Origin of the sequence: Streptomyces sp. 135 (assembly GCF_020026305.1) — a bacterium.
In the GTDB taxonomy this organism is placed as follows: Bacteria; Actinomycetota; Actinomycetes; order Streptomycetales; family Streptomycetaceae; genus Streptomyces.
In genome coordinates this window covers 3,314,365-3,332,365 of record NZ_CP075691.1, presented here as the reverse complement: position 1 = coordinate 3,332,365, position 18,001 = coordinate 3,314,365, and the positions used below count along the sequence as shown (strand labels likewise).

Genomic DNA, 18,001 nt, shown 5'->3' with positions numbered 1-18,001 from the left:
GGCGCGGGGAACTGCGCGCCCAGCCACAACGCACCCGCAGCCGAACAACGAGGCCAGTCCCCCGAACCAAGGCCACCGCACACCCAACCCCGCCCGCCTACAAAAGCGACGGCACCTGATCCGCCGACACCGACCGCGCCGCCCTCTCCAGAGCACTGGCCAGCAGCGCCAGATCCGTCGGCCCGTTCCCCAACTCCCGCACGGGCCGCCGAGCCGGCGGATCCCCCATCCGCTCCCACTCCAGCGGCACAACCGTGGGCCGCAGCGTCGCCGTCCGGGGAATCCGGCCGGTGACCCGCCCCGCCTGGAACGCCGTGGCCCTGCCGTCCGGGGACCGCAGCTCGCCCCGGCCCGGCGCGGGCTCCTCCGGCCCCGCCGTCACCGCGTCGAGGACCACCCGCAGCGAGGCCCGCTGCCCCAGCTCGGTCTCCGGTATCCGCTCACTGCGCCCCGTGGTCGCCACCAGGTGCACGCCGAGCCGCTCACCGTCCCGCGCGACCGCCTCCAGGGCGCGTACGACCGAACCGGCCGCGGGCCGCCCCGGAGAGCCGAGGGCGGGCGCGAGCAGGGCGTCGAAGTCGTCGACGAGCACCACGAGCCGGGGCAGCGGAGGCCCGGGCTCGGCCCGCTGCCGCGCCGCCATGGGCCGCAGCCGCATCGTGGAACTCGGCGGCGCCTCCAGATCCCCGTCGGACGGCCGGCCGGGCGCGGCGGCGGAACCACCCGCACCGCCCGCCCCGGAGACCGCCCCGGAGGACGCCCCGCCCGCCCCGGAGGACGACGGCGACCGCTGCGCCACCATCCGCCCCGAGACCTCCCGCCGCGTGTGCCACTCGGCGAACCCGAGCACGCCGAGCAGCTCGGCCCGCCGCTTCAGCTCGGCGGTCAGGGACTGCGCGAACTCCCGCATCCGCACCGGGTCGTTGGCCACCAGATGGGTCGTGACATGCGGGAGGTCCGTGCAGACACCGAGCCCCGCGCCCTGCCGCCCCGCGCCGCCGCCACCGCTGTCGCGGCCGTCGACGAGCACGATGCCGAGCCGGTCGGGCCGCTCCGCGGCGGCCAGCGACGCGGCGACGGAACGCAGCAGCTCCGTGCGCCCGCTGCCCGCGGGACCTCGGCGAGCAGATGCGGCCCGTCGGCCGCGAGGTCGGCGACGACGGGTCCGCGCGGCCCCGCCCCGAGCACGGCGACGGCGCGCCCGCCGAGCGCCTCGGGATCGTCCGCGGCCGCCGCCCACCGCGCCATCAGCGAGGCGGGTGTGGCCCGGGCGAGGCCCAACTCGTCCAGCAGCCTGGCTGCCTGGGGCAGCGGCGCGGACACGCGCGCGTGCCCTCACCGGCCGTGCCGTCCGTCCGCAGCGGCGCCAGCGCCCGTGCGAACCGTTCGGCCCAGGCAGGCGACACCGCGTCCAGCGCGGCGACGGTGCCATGCCCCGCGGGGCGGCCGCCCGCCGTCCGCATCAGCCGCAGCGCGGTCGCCACGTCACCGCTGAGCAGAGCGACGGCACCGCACGCCCGGAAGGGGGGCGAGACCGAGCAGGCGGCCTCGTACGTGTCCAGGACGGGCGACGCCGGCGAGGCGGCCTCCGTCTCGGCGAGGCACACGACGTGGATCCCGGCCCGCGCGCCCTCACCGGCGAGCCGGACCGTGGCGTCGCGCAGCCCGGCCGAACCGGGGTCGCCGTCGACGATGACGACGGTGCGCGACGCGGGCTCCGCGGCGGGCGTACCGCCACTGTCCGTGCCGCCCGTGCTGTCGGCGCTGTCGGCGATGCGGTCCTCCAGGCGGCGGATCAGCTCGTCCGTGCGCGCGGCCGCCTGGTCGCGGTCGTAGGCGAGCAGGAGGCGGCAGTCCTGGCCGTGCGTGGGCCGCAGATGGGGGAGCCACCCGAGCCACGCCCACTCCGCGGTGCGCTCCTCGGTGGTGCGCGCGCGGTCCGTGCTGATCAGCACGATCTCCAGGCAGTCGGGGGAGTGCAGCGCGCCGAGCTGGGCGACGACCGCCCTGGCCAGGCCGGTCAGCCGCTCCCGGGGCCCGGCGAGGCCGAGCGCGCCCACCTCGCGCAGACTCACGGTGACGGGCACGGCGGGCAGCAGCCCCCGGTCGTCGGGGCCCGCCCGGTCGACCGTGCCGAGCCGCACCGCGAGGGACTCCGGGTGGGCCGGACCGCGCTCCCAGAGGCGGGGCCCCGGGCCGAGCGCGGTGAGCAGCAGGGCGGCGGGATCCGGCCACGACTCGGGCGTCCGCGCGGCGGCGGCCACGGCGAGTTCCTCCGGAGTGGGCTCCGACGCTCCGAAGCCCCCGTCACCGCCGCCCGCGTGTCCCGTCTGTCCCTCGTAGCCGTCGTGCGCGTCGTACCGGTCGTACACCTCGTACCCGTCGTGCGCGTCCTGGCCCTGCCCGCCGTCCCTGCCGCCGGTCAGCCGGCGGGCCCAGGCCGAGAGGCCGCCGCGTCGACGCAGGCCGCGCGGCACCGCCGTGCCCCGCAGAGGTGTCCCGAGACGGGTCTGCTCGGCGTCCGGCGCGCCGCCCCGCACCGGTACGACACCGGGGTCGCCGCCGGCCGGGCCGTACACCCCATGGCCACCGCCGTGGGTCTGCGCACTCCCGTACGCCCCCTGAGCGCCGTACGCCCCTGAGGTTCCCTGCACACCGGCAGCGCCCACAGCACCCACAGCACCCGCAGTGCCGTCCCCGCCCGCCGCTCCCCAGTTCGCCGAGCCGTACGCGTGATGACCGGGCGTCTCCTGGGAGTGCGAGGGGGCGAGGAAGGCGGGCTGCGGGGTCGCGGCGGCCCGCACGCGCACGTGGCCCTCACCGTCCGGGGCCGTCGAGAGGGCGCCGCCCGCGCCGGACGCCGGGCCGAGGCCGCCGTCCGTCAGGCGGAGCGCCGATTCGCCGATGCGCAGCAGGGAGCCGGGGGCGAGCCGCACGGGGCGGTCGGTGACCTCCCTGCCGTCCACGGACGTGCCGTTCGTCGAACCGAGGTCCGTGACCGTGACGCGGCCGTCCGCCGCGAGCGTGACCGCGCAGTGCATCCGCGAGACATCGGGGTCGTCCAGCGAGACGTCCGCCTCCGCCGAGCGGCCGACCCGGATCTGGCCGCCGTGCAGCAGATGAACGCCGCCCGCGTCGGGGCCCGCCACCACGTGCAACTGGGCGGCCGCCCCGGCCGGTTCGGGCCCCGGCTCGGCGGGCGCCCCCAGCGAGAGCACGGCGCCGTCGATCAAGGGGGGCTCACCGAGCGTGCACCGCTGGGCGTCCAGGCGCTCCGGGCCCGCGTACAGCACGAGGGGGCTCTCGCTGCCCGCGACGGCCGTGGCGAGGCCGGAGGCGACGGCGGCGAGCGCGGTCCCCGCGGGGGCGGTGACCAGGACGTCACACGAGCCGTGCGCCCCCGCCGCACCCGTGGGGCGGCCTTGCTGCTCGGTCTGGCCGCTGCGCGGCCCGAGGACGGTCAGCCGGATCTGCATCGCCGTCAGCGGTCCCTTCTGCGCTGGGCGCCCGGCACGGGGACTCGCGCTGTGTTTCCCCCCACCGCACACGGGCACGTCGGCCAGTACTGGGGGCATCCTCGCACCTGCCACTGACAACACGCCCGGCGGCCACCCGTAAGTGATCTTGATTGGTCGGCTCTGCTCGGAAAAGTGCCTGCTTGGACCGTTGGGGACAGGGGCCGGAGCCCGTGGAAGAAGCTCACATCGGGAACTCGGCGGCAACCAATGGCCACGGGAGAGCGTCTCCCTCCCAGGCGGGCGAACGGTCGGCTTCCGTTCGGCCGGTGGCCCCTCCGGCGGCACTACAGTGGGTCGGAACACCTTCGTACAGCCCCCCGGACAGGACCAGACGGGACCAGCGTCCGGCGGGGGCCAGTCAGATCAGCAGGGAGCGCATGACGTGCGGCCGGTAGGCAGCAAGTACCTGCTCGAGGAGCCGCTCGGACGCGGCGCCACGGGCACCGTCTGGCGAGCCCGCCAGCGGGAGACCGCCGGGGCCGAGGCGGCCGTCGCCGGCCAGCCCGGCGAGACCGTAGCGATCAAGGTCCTCAAGGAAGAGCTCGCCAACGACGCGGACGTCGTGATGCGCTTCCTCAGGGAGCGGTCCGTCCTGCTCAGGCTGACGCACGAGAACATCGTCAGGACGCGCGACCTGGTCGTCGAGGGTGACCTCCTCGCCCTGGTCATGGACCTGATCGACGGTCCCGACCTGCACCGCTACCTGCGCGAGAACGGCCCGTTCACGCCGGTCGCGGCGGCCCTGCTGACCGCCCAGATCGCCGACGCGCTCGCCGCGAGCCACGCCGACGGCGTCGTGCACCGCGACCTGAAGCCGGCGAACGTCCTGCTCAAGCAGGACGGCCAGGGCATGCACCCGATGCTCACCGACTTCGGCATCGCGCGCCTCGCCGACTCCCCGGGGCTCACCCGTACCCAGGAGTTCGTCGGCACGCCCGCGTACGTCGCGCCGGAGTCCGCCGAGGGCCGCCCGCAGACCAGCGCCGTCGACATCTACGGCGCCGGGATCCTGCTGTACGAGCTGGTCACCGGCCGGCCGCCGTTCGGCGGGGGCTCGGCCCTCGAGGTCCTGCACCAGCACCTCAGCGCCGAACCGCGCCGCCCCTCGACCGTCCCCGATCCGCTGTGGACGGTCATAGAGCGCTGCCTGGACAAGAACCCGGACCGCCGCCCCAGCGCCGAGAACCTCGCCCGGGCCCTGCGCGTCGTCGCCGACGGCATCGGCGTGCACTCCAGCCCGGCGCAGATCGCCGCCGCGGAGGGCGTGGGCGCGCTGCTCATGCCCGACCCGGCCCCGGCCCCCGTGCCGGACGCCCCCGGCGCCGCCGACCCCACGCAGGTCCTGCCGAACACCGCTGGCTCGTACGACCCGAACGCGGCGACGAGCGTCATGCGGAACACCGGCGGCCCCGGCCAGGGCACGGGCGACGCCGACCCGACGTCCGTCCTGCCGAGCACCGGCGCCGCCGACCCGACCGCGGTCATGCCGCCGGTCCCGCCGGGCGCCCCCGGGGCGGACCCGAACGAGCCGCACCCCTGGCAGAACCAGATGCGCGCGGCCCGCGACCGCAACGACCAGACCCAGGTCCAGTACCTCGACCCCAGTGAGGACCCGCTGCGCCGGCGCCCCCAGCGCCAGGTGGCCCGCCCCGAGCCGCAGCAGCCGCGCGCCCGGCGTCAGCAGCCCCCCGCGCCGCAGCCGTACCAGCAGCCCCAGCACCAGCCGCAGCAGTACGCCGCGCCCCGCAGGCGCCGCCGCCCCAGCAGCCCGCCCCGCGCCCGGCGCGCGAGCCGAGGCAGCCGCGTCAGCGCAGCGCCAACCCGATGAAGATCCCCGGGCTCGGCTGCCTCAAGGGCTGCCTGTTCACGCTGCTCATCCTCTTCGTGGCGAGCTGGCTGGTCTGGGAGTTCAGCCCGCTCCAGGAGTGGATCGGCACGACGAAGGGTTACTGGGAGCAGCTGACGTCCTGGTACGACACGGTCAGCGGCTGGATCGGAAAGCTCGGCGCGAACTAGCGCGCGGACGGTTCTGGGGATTTGTCGACATCGGCAGGGTGATTTCTGCTCCCGGAGTGAAGGTTGGCGGCAATGCCGCGTAGCTTTGTCGCCAACACGCATCCGTAGGAGCAGTCTTGACGCGCAAGATCGGCAGCCGGTACACCGCCCACCAGATCCTGGGCCGTGGCAGCGCCGGCACGGTGTGGCTCGGCGAGGGGCCCGAAGGCGCCGTCGCCATCAAGCTGCTGCGCGAGGACCTGGCGTCCGACCAGGAACTCGTCGGCCGCTTCGTCCAGGAGCGCACGGCCCTGCTCAGCCTCGACCACCCGCGCGTCGTCGGCGTCCACGACCTGGTGGTCGACGGCAACGACCTGGCCCTGGTCATGGACCTCGTACGCGGCACGGACCTGCGCACCCGCCTCGACCGCGAGCGCCGCATGGCCCCCGAGGCCGCCGTCGCCATCGTCGCGGACGTCGCCGACGGCCTCGCCGCCGCGCACGCCGCGGGCATCGTGCACCGTGACGTCAAGCCCGAGAACGTCCTGCTGGACATGCAGGGCCCGCTCGGCCCCGGCGGGGCGCATCCGGCTCTGCTCACCGACTTCGGCGTCGCCAAGCTGATCGACTCCCCGCGGCGCACCCGCGCCACGAAGATCATCGGCACCCCGGACTACCTCGCCCCCGAGATCATCGAGGGGCTGCCGCCGCGCGCGGCCGTCGACATCTACGCCCTCGCGACGGTCCTGTACGAGCTGCTCGCGGGCTTCACGCCGTTCGGCGGCGGACACCCCGGCGCGGTCCTGCGGCGCCACGTCACCGAGACGGTGGTGCCGCTCCCCGGCATCCCCGAGGAGCTGTGGCAGCTCCTCGTCCAGTGCCTGGCCAAGGCCCCGGCGTCCCGGCTGCGCGCCTCCGAGCTGGCAGCGCGCCTGCGGGAGCTGCTGCCGCTGGTCGCGGGCATGCCGCCGCTGGACGTCGACGAACCGGACCCGGAGACCTCCCCCGCCGAGGAGGCGTACGACGACTCCGCCGCCGCCCCCGAGACGCGCGCCTCCGCCCCCAGGCGGGGAGCGGTGCCCCTGGTGCCGGGCTCGGCGTCCGCGGACTCCAACCGCGACACCCACACGTCCATGCGGGTCCCCGGCCCCGACGAACTGGCGGCGCCCGCGGCACGGCCGCGCGCCGCCGGCGCGGCCAGGCCCGGCTCCGCCAAGCACCGCGCCTCCGCCCGGCGCGCGGATCACGCTGGGCGTGGCGGGAGTGGTGCTGGTCGCGGCGGCGGGCGTCGGCACCTGGGTGGCCACGTCGGGTGACGACACACCCCCGGACAGCGGCAACTCCGCCCCTCCGACCCCCTGACCCCCGGGCACTGGGGTCAGGAGGCCCCACGCGGGCGGGGACGGTTGCCGTAGCCGTTACGCTGGAGTCGTGGCAGTCGTCGATGTATCCGAAGAGCTCAAGTCCCTCTCCTCGACCATGGAGTCGATCGAGGCCGTCCTGGACCTCGACAAGATGAGGGCCGATATCGCCGTGCTCGAGGAGCAGGCGGCCGCCCCGTCCCTGTGGGACGACCCGGAGGCGGCGCAGAAGATCACCAGCAAGCTGAGCCACCTCCAGGCGGAGGTCAGGAAGGCCGAGGCGCTGCGCGGGCGCATCGACGACCTCAGCGTGCTCTTCGAGATGGCCGAGGAGGAGGACGACCCGGACACCCGTGCCGAGGCCGAGTCCGAGCTCACCGCCGTCAAGAAGGCCCTCGACGAGATGGAGGTGCGCACCCTCCTCTCCGGTGAGTACGACTCCCGCGAGGCCGTCGTCACCATCCGCGCGGAGGCCGGCGGTGTCGACGCCTCCGACTTCGCCGAGAAGCTCCAGCGCATGTACCTGCGCTGGGCCGAGCGCCACGGCTACAAGACGGAGCTCTACGAGACCTCGTACGCGGAAGAGGCCGGCATCAAGTCGACCACCTTCGCCGTCAATGTCCCGTACGCCTACGGCACGCTCTCCGTGGAGCAGGGCACCCACCGCCTGGTCCGCATCTCGCCGTTCGACAACCAGGGCCGCCGCCAGACCTCCTTCGCCGGCGTCGAGATCCTCCCCGTGGTCGAGCAGACCGACCACATCGAGATCGACGAGAGCGAGCTGCGCGTCGACGTGTACCGCTCCTCGGGCCCCGGCGGCCAGGGCGTCAACACCACCGACTCGGCGGTCCGGCTGACCCACCTGCCGACCGGCATCGTCGTCTCCTGTCAGAACGAGCGCTCGCAGATCCAGAACAAGGCGACCGCGATGAACGTCCTCCAGGCGAAGCTCCTCGAGCGCCGCCGCCAGGAGGAGCAGGCGAAGATGAACGCGCTCAAGGGTGACGGCGGCAACTCCTGGGGCAACCAGATGCGTTCGTACGTCCTGCACCCGTACCAGATGGTCAAGGACCTCCGTACGGAGTACGAGGTCGGAAACCCGGAGTCCGTCTTCAACGGCGAGATCGACGGTTTCCTGGAGGCCGGAATTCGCTGGCGCAAGCAGCAGGAGAAGTAAAAAACCGCTTCAAGCGGCTTTATCGACAAGGCAACTGCCGCCCAAGAGGCGGCAGTTGCCTTTTACGTCACAGTCACATGTCCCTACGACGGCCAACTGCCCTGATTTCGGACATTGCGCCCGCAATGACCTTGACGCTGCCATGAAAAGTGGAAAGGCTAGCGCGCGGTACGCGTATTACCGGGGCGCATGGGATCCGTGGGGGCCGATCGAACGCCCCCGGCGAATGCCGCCCCGGACGCTGCCTCACTGACATTTCAGCTACTGGGGGTAGCAGCCTGATGACCAAGAAGACGCGCATCCGTATCGCGCGGATAGCCGCGGGCGCCGTGATCGCCGCCGGTGCCTCGCTGACCGCCGCGGGTGCCGCCTCGGCCCTCGACGTCGGCGTCGACCTCGGCGGGGTGGGCGCGGGCGCCCACGCGGACGAGACCGGCGTCGGCGTGGACGTGGACGTGAACGCCCCGCAGGTCGACCCGACGACGATCCCCGACCCCACGCAGACGCCTCCCACGGAGCCCGACCCGACGGACCCGCCGGAGCCCACCACGGAGCCGACGGAGCCGCCCGAGCCGACGGACCCGCCCGTGCCCACCTCGGACCCGACCGCCCCGGGTAACGGGAACGGCGGCAACAACGGCAACGGTGGCAACAACGGCAACGGCAACGGCGGCCACAACGGCAACGGCGGCCACAACGGCAACGGCGGCCACAACGGCAATGGCGGCGGCAACGGCGGCGGCAACGACACCGGCCCCGACGGCGGCGGCTCCGTCCCCGTCGAGCAGGGCAAGGCCAAGGACAGCCTGACCGACACCGGCTCCGCCCCGGTCGAGCAGGCCGGCGCCAAGGGCGGCGACCAGGCCGGCAAGGGCGAGCTGGCCGAGACCGGCGCCGCCGAGACCACCTTCCTCGTGATCGGCGCCGCCACGATGATCGCCGGCGGCATCGGCTTCCGCATCCTGCCGCGCCTCGTCGGCAACCGCGGCGCCGCCGCCTGATCCCGGGCGCCGACGCATGCGACGTAGACGGATGTACGTCACGTACGCGCCGTACCGGCCGTACGTGACGTAGCCGCCGTACGGAACGTACGGAAGAAGGGCCCGGAACTCATCGGAGCTCCGGGCCCTTCTTCCGTGTCTGCCTTACGCGGACTGGTGCGCCAGCAGCGCGACCGCCGCGATCAGTACCACGAGCAGGGCTATCAGTGCCGCGGGGTTGAGGCCCGCGAAGGGCCCCTCCTGCTGCATGCGCTCGCGATTGGCCCGGCACACGGGGCAGCGGCCTTCATTCACGGGCGCTGCGCAGTTCGCGCATACCAACCGATCCAGGGTCATGCGCTTCTCCTCCCGCACAGTCTCAGCCTGCCCAACGCTACGGGGAACCCAATCGTTCCCCTTACCACTGTGCCAGCTTCCGCGGATTTCGGCGCGGCCCGCCCTCTCGCGACGGTTTCGGCAGGTTCCCCGCCTCGCCACTTCCGTGACAAAACGCGCAACTCCGGACGTCGACTGCGCTCGCGTACCGCCTTCGCGTATGGTCACGCACACCTACCCCCGGCAACCCGTGGTGCATCCGTGATCCGTTTCGACAACGTCTCCAAGGCCTACCCCAAGCAGACCCGCCCCGCTCTGAGGGACGTCTCCCTCGAGATCGAGAAGGGCGAGTTCGTCTTCCTGGTGGGGTCCTCCGGCTCCGGAAAGTCCACTTTCCTGCGGCTCGTCCTGCGCGAGGAGCGCACCAGCCACGGCCAGGTGCACGTCCTCGGCAAGGACCTCGCGCGCCTGTCCAACTTCAAGGTGCCGCACATGCGCCGCCAGTTGGGCACCGTCTTCCAGGACTTCCGCCTCCTGCCCAACAAGACCGTCGGCGAGAACGTGGCCTTCGCGCAGGAGGTCATCGGCAAGTCCCGCGGCGAGATCCGCAAGTCCGTCCCGCAGGTCCTCGACCTCGTGGGGCTCGGCGGCAAGGAGGACCGGATGCCCGGCGAGCTCTCCGGTGGTGAGCAGCAACGCGTGGCGATCGCGCGCGCGTTCGTCAACCGGCCGAAGCTCCTCATCGCCGACGAGCCCACCGGCAACCTCGACCCGCAGACCTCCGTCGGCATCATGAAGCTGCTCGACCGGATCAACCGGACCGGCACCACCGTCGTGATGGCCACGCACGATCAGCAGATCGTGGACCAGATGCGCAAGCGGGTCATCGAGCTGGAGAAGGGCCGTCTCGTGCGCGACCAGTCGCGCGGCGTGTACGGCTACCAGCACTGACGCCCCGTATCCCCACTGCCTTCTGTTCCACCAGATCCACCGAAAGGCCGCCATGCGCGCCCAGTTCGTCCTGTCGGAGATCGGCGTCGGCCTCCGTCGCAATCTCACGATGACCTTCGCGGTCGTCGTCTCCGTAGCGCTCTCGCTCGCCCTGTTCGGCGGCTCGCTGCTCATGCGCGACCAGGTGAGCACGATGAAGGGCTACTGGTACGACAAGGTCAACGTCTCGATCTTCCTGTGCAACAAGGCCGACGCCGAGCAGGACCCCAAGTGCGCCAAGGGCGCCGTCACGAACGAGCAGAAGGACCGGATCCTCGGCGATCTGAAGAAGATGCCCGTCGTGGACACGGTCCAGCACGAGACGGCGGACGAGGCGTACAAGCACTACAAGGAGCAGTTCGGCGACTCCCCGCTCTCCAGCTCCCTCACGCCGGACCAGATGCAGGAGTCGTTCCGCGTCAAGCTGAAGGACCCGGAGAAGTACCAGGTGGTCGCGACGGCCTTCTCGGGCCGTGACGGCGTGCAGTCCGTCGAGGACCAGAAGGACTACCTGGAGAACCTCTTCGAACTCCTCAACGGCATGAACTGGGCGGCGATCGCGGTGATGGCGCTGATGCTCGTCGTCGCCCTGATGCTGATCGTCAACACCGTGCGCGTCTCGGCGTTCAGCCGCAGACGGGAGACCGGCATCATGCGGCTGGTCGGCGCGTCCAGCTTCTACATCCAGATGCCGTTCATCATGGAGGCCGCCGTCGCCGGTCTCATCGGCGGCGCGCTCGCCTGCGGAATGCTGCTCGTGGGCCGCTACTTCATGATCGACCACGGACTCGCGCTCTCCGAGAAGATCAACCTCATCAACTTCATCGGCTGGGACGCCGTTCTGGCCAAGCTGCCGCTGGTGCTCGCGATCGGCCTCCTGATGCCCGCGCTTGCCGCGTTCTTCGCGTTGCGCAAGTACCTCAAGGTGTGACAAGTACCCTCCGCGTTCCAGGGCGCCGTACGGTCCAACGGACCGTACGGCGCCTTTCGTTGTCCTAGACTCACCGGCATGTCAGGTCTCGACCGGTTCGCCGATCGGCTCGTCGTGCCCCGCCGCGTACGCCGCGGGGCGGCCCTGACGTTGGTCTTCGCGAGCGTGCTGGTCACCGGGGCCGCCACCGGTTCCTGGAGCGAGGCGGCGGGCGACGGCCGGAAAACGCCTCCTGGGTCGGTGCGTTCGGACGCCGTGGCCCCCCTTGGCGATGCCGGCCACACCGCCGAGCGGGCATCCGAGGCCGCCGCCGAGGCCATGGCCGACGGCAAGTCCGCCGAGAAGGCCGCCGAAGAGGCCGTCAGCCGCAGCGGGGACCGCTGGGGCTCGGTGTACTCCCACGGCGAGTACCGGGAGTTCGAGGAGGCCCTCGACGGCGCCTACACCGGCGTCGGGCTGTGGGCCCGGCGCGGCGCCGACGGCCGCATGGAGGTCTCCCGGGTCCAGAAGGGCGGGCCCGCCGACCGCGCCGGGATCCGCAAGGGCGACCGACTGCGCTCCATCGACGGCGAGCGCGTCACCGGCCGCCCCGTCACGGAGGTCGTCGCCCTGCTGCGCGGCGACCGCGCCGGCACCCCGGTGCGGCTGGGCCTGGAGCGCGCCACGCGCGCGTGGAGCGAGACGCTGCGCAGGGCGCGGCTGTCCACGGACTCCGTCACCGTGACCAAGCTCTCCGGCGGGGCCGTCATGATCAAGGTCGCCGCGTTCACCAAGGGCTCCGGAGAGGCCGTGCGCTCCGCGGTGCGCGAGGCGCCCGAGGGCGCGGGGATCCTGCTCGACCTGCGCGGGAACTCCGGAGGTCTGGTCTCGGAGGCGGTCACCGCCTCGTCCGCGCTGGTCGACGGCGGTCTCGTGGCGACGTACGACGTACGGGGCGAGCAGAAGGCCCTGCACGCCGAGCGCGGTGGTGACACCGAGCGACCGGTGGTCACGCTGGTCGACGGCGGCACCATGAGCGCGGCCGAGCTCCTCACCGGCGCCCTCCAGGACCGCGGCCGCGCGGTCGTCGTGGGCTCCCGGACCTTCGGCAAGGGATCCGTCCAGATGCCGAGCCGCCTTCCCGACGGCTCCGTCGCCGAGCTGACCGTCGGCCACTACCGCACCCCGTCGGGCCGGACCGTGGACGGGCGGGGCATCACGCCGGACCTGGAGGTCGAGCACGGGGCCGAGGCCAGGGCCGAGACAGTATTGACTGGCCTCGGACCCCCTTCGTAGTGCGAAAATGGGCGGACTATGGCGAAGGAAAAGGTAAAGCGCAAGGCCGCGAAGGCCAATGAGAAGGCCCCCGCCCGCAAGATGGTCGCGCAGAACAAGAAGGCGCGGCACGACTACACCATCCTGGACACCTACGAGTGCGGCCTGGTGCTGATGGGCACCGAGGTGAAGTCGCTGCGCCTGGGCCGGGCCTCCCTGGTGGACGGCTTCGTGCAGATCGACCGCGGCGAGGCGTGGCTGCACAACATCCACGTCCCGGAGTACGTGCAGGGCACCTGGACCAACCACTCCGCCACCCGCAAGCGCAAGCTCCTGCTGCACCGGGCGGAGATCGACAAGCTGGAGTCCAAGTCCCAGGAGACGGGTCACACGATCGTGCCCCTGTCGCTGTACTTCAAGGACAGCCGCGTCAAGGTCGAGATCGCGCTGGCCAAGGGCAAGAAGGAGTACGACAAGCGGCAGACGCTGCGCGAGAAGCAGGACACGCGTGAGACGAACCGCGCGATCTCGGCGGTCCGGCGCCGGCAGGGCATCGCGTAGCGGCGAGGTTCGCGGGAATGGGCTGGCACCCGTCGGCGTTGGTCACGTACGATGGGTCGTGCTCCGCAGGTGACGGGGCGCGGTTTGAAAAATCAACATGGGGATGATCGGTTTCGACAGCGGATGTCGAAGCAGGGGAAGCGTGTCGAGGAAGCGGCAATGATCTCGTAAACCATATGTCGCAACCAATAATCGCCAACACCAAGCGCGATTCCTTCGCCCTCGCTGCCTAAGTAGCGACTCGGTGAAGTGTCAGCCCGGGGCTGTTCCCGACCCGGATCCTGGCATCAGCTAGGGAACTAAACTTCTGGACCCGGTCACGGGGTCCAGGAGGAAATCAAACAGTGACTGGGCCCGTCGGCGACTTGTTCGCGGGATCGCCGGGGCCGAGAAAATCGCAGCGAACTGCACACGGAGAAGCCCTGATTCCGCACCGTTGGACGCGGGTTCGATTCCCGCCATCTCCACAATTCCCATGTGAGGTTGAAGCCCTCTGGCCCCCGGCCAGGGGGCTTCTTCCGTGCCGCGAGGTTTTTCGTGCGGGTCCGGAGTGGGGTCTGTCGCCCGGCCGCGCCCTCGGGGATGCTCCAGGGTCATGAGTAGACCCGTGAGACGCGTCAACCACCGCATGCGCCACTGGATCTGGCCCGCCGTCCTCGGCCTCGCCGCGGCCACCCTCTCCGTCAGCTCACCGGCCGGGGCGGACGCCGACCCGTCGGGGCTGCCCGAAGCCATCGACACCGTCCTCGGCGACCCCCGTATGGAGGGCGGCGTGGCCAGTGTCGTGGTCGCCGACGCCGCGTCCGGCGACGTCCTGTACCGGCATCGCCCCAGCGGGCGCCTCATGCCCGCCTCCAACACCAAGCTGCTCACCTCGGCCGCCGCCATGGAGCTCCTGGGCCCCGGCCACCGCTTCACCACCGACGTCCTGACCGACGGCGAACGGCGCGGCCCCGTCCTGCGCGGTGACCTGTACCTGCGCGGCACGGGTGATCCGACGACGCTCGCCGAGGACTACGACCGGCTCGCCGCGAAGATCGCCGGCTCGGGCGTCCGCCGCGTCTCCGGACGGCTGATCGCCGACGACACCCGCTTCGACGACCACCGCGTCGGCGACACCTGGAGCGCCGACGACGAGTCCGCGTACTACGCGGCGCAGATCAGCGCCCTGAGCGTCGCCCCCGACACCGACTACGACACCGGCACCGTCATCGTCGAGGTCACGCCCGGGGCGAAGGCAGGTGACAAGCCGCGGGTCGGCGTGACGCCGAAGACCGGCTACGTGGACATCGACCTGCGCGCGAGCACCGTCGCCGCGGGCGGCGCGGACACCATCGCCGTGGAGCGGCGGCACGGGCAGAACACCATCACCGTCAGCGGCACGGTCCCGGTCGGCGGGTCCGCCACCAAGGAGTGGGTCACCGTCTGGGAGCCGACGGGGTACGCCGCCGCCGTCTTCCGGGACGCGCTCGCCGCGCACGGTGTGCGGGTCAGCGGCCCGACCAGGGCCGGGATCGCCACGCCCGAGGGCGCACGGCGGCTGGCGTCGCACGACTCCATGGAGCTCAAGGACCTCATGGTCCCGTTCATGAAGCTCTCCAACAACATGCACGCCGAGAGCCTCACCAAGGCCATGGGTCACAAGGCGACCGGGCGGCCCGGCAGTTGGCGCGACGGCATCGCCGCCATCAGCGGCTATCTGAAGACCGCAGGCGTCGACCCCGGGAAGCTGCGCCAGGTCGACGGCTCGGGGCTCTCGCGCAAGGACAACGCCCCCGCCGACCAGTACATCGAGCTGCTGCGGGCGGCCAAGGGCGAGCCGTGGTTCGCCGACTGGTACGCGTCCCTGCCGGTGGCCTGCGGGCCGGGCAAGTCCGTCGGCGGCACGCTGCGGTCACGGATGTGCGGCACACCGGCGGCCCTGAACGTCCGTGCCAAGACAGGCACGCTGACGGGGGCCTCCGCGCTGTCCGGTTACGTGACGGACAAGGACGGCCGCGAACTGGTCTTCAGCATCATCCTCAACAACCACCTGGCCCCCTCGGTGAAGGGGCTCGAGGACGCGATCGTGGTGACCCTCGCCTCGTCGACCAGGGACAAGGCGGTGCCGGTCATGCCTCGCTCGACGCGTGTCGCCGAGCGAGGCGGCGACGTGGAGTGCTCGTGGCGCAAGCCTGCGCGCTGCTGAGCAGCACGGCGGCGCAGGCGGCGGCGACCGGCACCCAGTAGCCCGCGGCGGGGCCCAGCCGCTCCACCGCCCAGCCGCCGCCCGCGGCGCCGCACGCGATGCCCCCGAGGAGGCCGGTCACGGCGAGGGTCATGCCCTCGTTCAGGCGCCCCTCGGGGGTGTACCGCTGGACCAGGGTCATCCCGGTGACCATCGTGGGCGCCGTCGCCATGCCCGCGACCAGCAGGGCCCCGGCCAGGGCGACCAGCGAGCCCGTGACCGTCACCGCGAGCAGCGGCAGCGTCATCAGGGCCGCCATCGCGGCGCCGCACAGCAGGTGGCGGCGCACGAGCGGGGCGCGCGGTTTCGCGGCCCCGTAGACCAGGCCCGCCGCGCAGGAGCCCGCGGCCTGGAGGGCGAGGATCGCGCCCGCGGCCGCCTTGTGCCCCTGCGCGTCGGCGAAGGCGATCGTGACGACCTCCAGGGAGCCGAAGACGGCGCCGGTGGCGAGGAAGCCGACCAGCAGGGTGGGCATCCCGGGCGCGCGGAGGGGCGACGCGGCTTTCCTCGCGGCGTCGTCCGTACGTCCCTGGGGCGGCGGTTCCGTGGCGCGCTGCGCCGTGAAGAGCAGCACGCCCGTCAGCAGCAGGACCACGCCGATCAGGGTGCCCGCCTGCGGGAAGAGCGCCGCGCAGAGGAAGGCGGCGAGGACGGGACCGAGCATGAAGCACAGCTCGTCGACGGCCTGTTCGAAGGAGTTGGCGGTGTGCGCGGCCGCGTCGTCGCCCTTGAGGAGGTGGGCCCAGCGCGCCCGGGACATGCCTCCGGTGTTGGGCGTCGTGGCCGTGGCCGCGTACGACGCGAAGAGGGTCCAGTCGGGCGCTCCGTACCGCACGCAGAGCAGCAGCGAGAGCGAGCCGAGCGCCGCGATCGCGGTGGCGGGCACGGCGACGCGCGCCTGGCCGTGGCGGTCGACGAGCCGGGCCGTCCAGGGCGCCACGACGGCGGTCGCCGCGAGGCCGGTCGCGGTGACGGCGCCGGCCAGCGCGTACGAGCCGCGGGCGCCGGAGATCATGATGACGGCGCTCACGCTGAACATGCCCATGGGCAGCCGTGCGATGAGGTTGCCGAGGGTGAAGGCGGTGGCGCCGGGTATCGCGAAGAGGCGGGCGTATGGGTTGTGGGGCTTGTGGGGCATGGGCTCACCCTCGTGGCGGGCGGTCCGCGGGGTCCAACACCTTCTCGGGTGCCATTCACGCGTACGCGTTGTAAATTCCTGCGGTGACGCGACCTCCAGCCCCGTTCCGTGACGTGGATCCCCGCCTGCTGCGCGCGTTCCTCGCCGTCGCCGAGGAACTGCACTTCACCCGGGCCGCCGCCAGGCTGTACGTGGCGCAGCAGGCCCTGAGCCGTGATGTGCGGCGCCTGGAGCGGGAGTTGGGCGCCGAGCTCTTCTCGCGCACGACGCGGCAGGTCATGCTCACCGCCGACGGCGAGCGGCTCCTGCCGTACGCGCGACGGGTCCTGGAGGCGCAGGACGAGCTGGTCGCCGCGTTCACGGGGGCCGCACGGCCGCTGCTCGTCGATCTGAACAGCCCCGGGCTCGTCAGCGGGCGGATCCTGGAGCGGGCCCGGGAACTCGCCCCGGAGTGCGAGCTGATGGCCCGCTTCGAGAGCGGCCTGACCGGAGCCGCCGTCGAGATGATCGCCGGCCGCCTCGACATGTCCTTCGGGCGGTACGCCGGACTGGACCCGGCCCTGAGGGCCTCGCTCGCCCAACAGCCCGTGCGGTACGAGCCGATGGCGGTACTGCTGCCGTACGGCCATCCGCTGACCGGGCTCGACGCCGTGCCGCTGGACGCGCTCGCGGGGGAGACCGTGTACGCGGGGGCGGGCAACCCGAGGACGCCGGAGTGGACCGACCTCGCGCACCGGCTCTTCGAGGGGCGCGGCATCGGCGTCGCACCGCCCGCGCCACTCGCCGTGGGCCGGGAGGAGTTCGGGCGGCTCATGGCGAAGAACCGTCACCCGGTCCTGGTCGTCGTGGACTTTCCGGCCATGCCGGGCGCCGAGCTGCGGCCCCTTGTCGACCCCGTTCCGCTGTCGCCCGTGTCGCTGGTGTGGCGGAAGGGGCTGGCTCACCCGGGTGTCGCCGCGGTCCGGGCCGCCGCCGCGGAGCTGTCGGCCGACGAAGGGTGGCTGGAGAGGCCCGCGGGAGGATGGGTTCCGGCCGCAGATGCACTCATCATGATGAGTCGTCACTGACCTAAAACAATCCCTGTGGCCGCTGCGCTACGTTCGTTCTCCGGGCCCGGTGTGGCAGGGGGAGCGCTCGGACCGGGTGGGGGCCCGGTCCGCACGGCAGGGGCCCGGGGTCGTACGCGCACCCGAAATCTCTGACGTGGGGGGTTGTGCGTACGCATGGAAACGTGGCGAGAAGATGCCCTGCCAGGACAGACCCACGATGCGGACGAGGTCACCGTCCGGAGCGACGGCCTGGGGAGCGGCCCGGCGGAGACGTCGGCGGGAGACCTCGGGGGGCCGGCCGACGGCCCCGTCTTCGTCGACGAGACGGGCCGCCGCAGCCGGAGGTACCGCCGGATCGGCGTGGGCGTCGGGGTCGCCTGCGGCGTCTACGCCCTGGTCATCGTGGGCACGCTGCTCTCGGGCAACTCCAGCGCGCCCTGGCTGCCGGTGCGGGGCCCCAAGGACGACGGACCGGCGAGCAAGG

At 72.6% G+C, this 18,001-nt stretch carries 10 protein-coding genes, 1 other RNA gene and 3 pseudogenes; 11 read left to right on the top strand and 3 right to left on the bottom strand.

Annotated features, from left to right (window positions below; all coding sequences use genetic code 11):
* Window positions 1-97 precede the first annotated feature (97 nt).
* Window positions 98-3,476, bottom strand: a pseudogene (locus KKZ08_RS14985) (FHA domain-containing protein).
* Window positions 3,477-3,900: 424 nt separating this feature from the next.
* Here KKZ08_RS14985 and KKZ08_RS14980 point away from each other — a divergent pair.
* The 4 genes and pseudogenes from KKZ08_RS14980 to KKZ08_RS14965 all read left to right on the top strand — a co-directional run bounded on the left by KKZ08_RS14980 (window position 3,901) and on the right by KKZ08_RS14965 (window position 9,052).
* Window positions 3,901-5,534 (top strand): annotated as a pseudogene (locus KKZ08_RS14980) (serine/threonine-protein kinase).
* Between the two features lie 116 nt (window positions 5,535-5,650).
* Window positions 5,651-6,875: pseudogene (locus KKZ08_RS14975) on the top strand (serine/threonine-protein kinase).
* Window positions 6,876-6,944: 69 nt separating this feature from the next.
* A complete protein-coding gene (gene prfB / locus KKZ08_RS14970) occupies window positions 6,945-8,051 on the top strand; it encodes a peptide chain release factor 2 (protein ID WP_223774923.1) in 1,107 nt (368 codons plus the stop codon).
* 281 nt (window positions 8,052-8,332) lie between these two features.
* On the top strand, window positions 8,333-9,052 hold the full coding sequence (locus KKZ08_RS14965) for a hypothetical protein (RefSeq protein ID WP_223774922.1): 720 nt from the start codon (window positions 8,333-8,335) through the stop codon (window positions 9,050-9,052).
* A 144-nt stretch (window positions 9,053-9,196) separates the two neighbouring features.
* Here the strand turns inward: KKZ08_RS14965 and KKZ08_RS14960 are convergent, their stop codons facing one another.
* Complete coding sequence (locus KKZ08_RS14960) at window positions 9,197-9,388, bottom strand: hypothetical protein (RefSeq protein ID WP_223774921.1); 192 nt, start codon at window positions 9,386-9,388, stop codon at window positions 9,197-9,199.
* A 240-nt stretch (window positions 9,389-9,628) separates the two neighbouring features.
* Between KKZ08_RS14960 and ftsE the strand changes: the two genes are divergently transcribed.
* The 6 genes from ftsE (at window position 9,629) to dacB (ending at window position 15,291) form a co-directional block, all read left to right on the top strand.
* Complete coding sequence (gene ftsE, locus KKZ08_RS14955; RefSeq protein ID WP_030788113.1) at window positions 9,629-10,318, top strand: cell division ATP-binding protein FtsE; 690 nt, start codon at window positions 9,629-9,631, stop codon at window positions 10,316-10,318.
* 52 nt (window positions 10,319-10,370) lie between these two features.
* Window positions 10,371-11,288, top strand: coding sequence for a permease-like cell division protein FtsX (gene ftsX / locus KKZ08_RS14950; RefSeq protein ID WP_223774920.1), 918 nt, complete (start codon window positions 10,371-10,373; stop codon window positions 11,286-11,288).
* Window positions 11,289-11,366: 78 nt separating this feature from the next.
* On the top strand, window positions 11,367-12,563 hold the full coding sequence (locus tag KKZ08_RS14945; protein WP_223774919.1) for a S41 family peptidase: 1,197 nt from the start codon (window positions 11,367-11,369) through the stop codon (window positions 12,561-12,563).
* An 18-nt stretch (window positions 12,564-12,581) separates the two neighbouring features.
* Complete coding sequence (gene smpB, locus KKZ08_RS14940) at window positions 12,582-13,103, top strand: SsrA-binding protein SmpB (protein WP_223774918.1); 522 nt, start codon at window positions 12,582-12,584, stop codon at window positions 13,101-13,103.
* A 99-nt stretch (window positions 13,104-13,202) separates the two neighbouring features.
* Window positions 13,203-13,573, top strand: a transfer-messenger RNA (tmRNA) gene (gene ssrA, locus KKZ08_RS14935).
* 125 nt (window positions 13,574-13,698) lie between these two features.
* Window positions 13,699-15,291, top strand: coding sequence for a D-alanyl-D-alanine carboxypeptidase/D-alanyl-D-alanine-endopeptidase (gene dacB / locus KKZ08_RS14930; RefSeq protein ID WP_223774917.1), 1,593 nt, complete (start codon window positions 13,699-13,701; stop codon window positions 15,289-15,291).
* Here the strand turns inward: dacB and KKZ08_RS14925 are convergent.
* On the bottom strand, window positions 15,215-16,468 hold the full coding sequence (locus KKZ08_RS14925; protein WP_223774916.1) for an MFS transporter: 1,254 nt from the start codon (window positions 16,466-16,468) through the stop codon (window positions 15,215-15,217). The genes dacB and KKZ08_RS14925 overlap by 77 nt on opposite strands.
* Window positions 16,469-16,551: 83 nt before the next feature.
* On the opposite strand from KKZ08_RS14925, the gene KKZ08_RS14920 reads away from it, so the two are divergent.
* Window positions 16,552-17,535, top strand: coding sequence for a LysR family transcriptional regulator (locus KKZ08_RS14920; RefSeq protein ID WP_223774915.1), 984 nt, complete (start codon window positions 16,552-16,554; stop codon window positions 17,533-17,535).
* Window positions 17,536-18,001 lie beyond the last annotated feature (466 nt).